Here is a 2228-nt window from a genome sequence, read left to right on the forward strand (position 1 = left end):
CGCGCGGGGTTGTGCTGGGGGTGCCTCTATGGCTTCGTGGCTGTCGTCACGGGCCTCTCCTCGACGGCCGCCGGGCCAGGCGCGCCGCCACCTCGCTGTGGTGCCCGATGTAGGCGGCCAGCTCCGGGCTGATCAGCCCGGCGACCCACGACCATTCGTCCATACGGCGCTTGAGCGGGGCAGCCGGCAGAGGCTCCCAGTGAGCCGCGCGGTTGCGCAGCCCGTGGAGGTTGCCGATCGCCTTGTCGACCTTCGCCCGGTCGGTGCCCGGAGGGAACGCCCGGTGAAGGTGGGGAACCCACAGCGTCTTCTCATGTGCGGACGATGAGAGGTACCGCCACAGACCCAGCGACAGATCAGCGATGATCTTTCCCGGTGGGGCCTGCGTACCGTACCGGGCCCGGGTGGCGTCGATCGCCTGACGCGGCTTGTCGTTGACATCGACGCGCCGTGGGCCGCGCACACCACCCTTCTTGGTGCGCCACAGCGGCGCGCGTAGCGGGCTGGCCGGATCGTCCAGCCAGTGTCCCGCCCCGCGCCAGGTGGCGTCCAGCGCCGCCGCGTAAGCGTTCCGCAGAGCGACCTCCAGATGGCCGAGGTCGTGCAGCGCCGCGCAGGAGACGGCTGTGTTCCACTGGTAGAGCTCCAGGGCCCGCCGGCGGTCGCCGTCGGCCTCGGCCAGGTACACCCCGAAGCGGGCCGGGCTGAGCCAAGCCTCCACCCACGGTCCGGCGCCGGGAGCCGGAGAAGCGTGCGTCACGTTGTCCCTCCTGCAGGTTCGGGTATGCTAGTGAACGACAAGCCCCGGTGGACCGCTGATCTTCATGATCATGTCGCCGGGGCTAAGACGTTTCCGGGCCCGGTTGCCTGGCCGTGCGAGACCTCGATCGAGCCCGAGAGCACCCAGCCGTTCCCCCGGACGGGCCCGGCCGGCGTGCACGCCCGGCACACCCCGGGGCCGCCGTGTGGCCGGCTCCCGCGTGAACGAGGCCTGGCAGATCACGAGCGTTGAAGAAGCTGCGCGAGCAGCAGCTGCTGGAGTTCCCCAACGCCGACAACCCGCACAAGGCCCCCGCCCAGGAGCACCCGGCGTCAACGTGTTCATCGAGTTCTTCACTCGCGGCCGGGTCAACCTGCTGACCCCCAGTGAGACAGTCGCCTGCCTGGCGTGACTGGACGTCAACCAGAACCTCGACCCTGACCGCCCCGGCGTTGTGCGGAATCAGGCTTGTCAGGGTTCCCTGGTGGAGTCGGGTGTCGAAACCGCTGAATACTCCGGACCCGCCCAGGGGTCTCGAGGAGTGGGGCTTGCCCCTGGAACGCCTGTGGTAGGCAGGGCTGGTGATCAGCCGACTCCCTCTTGACGAGCAACTTGAGTCCCTGCGTGCGGTGCTCTCCCGAAACAGTGTGTTGACGGAGGTCCTGGAGCGAACGGCGACGTTGGACCTGCCCGGGTGGTATGTGACGGCCGGGTGCCTGTTCCAGACTGTCTGGAACGTGGTCACGGACAGGCCGCCGACCAGCGGCATCAAGGACTACGACGTCTTCTACTTCGACGCCGACGATCTCTCCCGGGAGGCAGAGGACGACGTGATCGGAGCTGGACGGGAGGTCTTCGCCGATCTGCCCGCAGAGGTGGAGATCCGGAACGAAGCACGGGTCCATCTCTGGTACGAGGACAAATTCGGAGTGACGTGTCCGCCGTACGAGTCCACCGAGGCGGCGATCGACAGTTTCGCCGCGACGACGTGCTGCCTGGGAGTGCGTCTGGAGGCCGGCGGCCGGTGGCGTGTGTATGCGCCGCACGGCCTCTCCGATGTGTTCAACCTCGTTGTCCGGCCGAACCCGGTGCTCGCCCCGCGTTCGGTCTATGAGACCAAGGCAGCGCGATGGCGGGGGCAATGGCCGGAGCTGACCGTGCTGGATTGGCCCTCCGCGCGCGTCACGACGGCCTCGTCCGGCGGCTGACCTCCGCTGCGTGGGCGCCCCGGCCTCCGACGGCGACCGTGATGCGGATGCCGAGGGTACGGGCGAGGGGTGCGGCGGGCAGCACGGCCGACGGTAAGCCGGGAGATCGCCGTTGGCCACTGGGCGCGGGGAAACACGGGCGGCGGGCGTCGGGAGGTGGCCCGCCGAGCCTCGTCGTCCATGGCCTGGGAGGGGCCGTTCCGCCTCACGGCCGGGAAGCCGAGGTCGCGGGCGGTCTTCGGGGAGAGGGGGCACCGGAC

Annotated in this window: 2 protein-coding genes; one reads left to right on the plus strand and one right to left on the minus strand. The window is 69.7% G+C overall.

Annotated features, from left to right (window positions below; translation table 11 throughout):
• Positions 1-46 precede the first annotated feature (46 nt).
• Positions 47-760: a hypothetical protein gene (locus C1I97_RS35690; protein ID WP_111007087.1), complete on the minus strand. Its 714-nt coding sequence runs from the start codon at positions 758-760 to the stop codon at positions 47-49.
• A 581-nt stretch (positions 761-1341) separates the two neighbouring features.
• On the opposite strand from C1I97_RS35690, the gene C1I97_RS35695 reads away from it, so the two are divergent.
• The gene (locus C1I97_RS35695) at positions 1342-1968 is read left to right on the plus strand and encodes a nucleotidyltransferase family protein (RefSeq protein ID WP_111007088.1); all 627 of its coding nucleotides are present in this window, start codon (positions 1342-1344) and stop codon (positions 1966-1968) included.
• Positions 1969-2228: the final 260 nt, after the last annotated feature.

Source organism: Streptomyces sp. NTH33 (assembly GCF_003236365.1).
Taxonomy (GTDB): domain Bacteria; phylum Actinomycetota; class Actinomycetes; order Streptomycetales; family Streptomycetaceae; genus Streptomyces.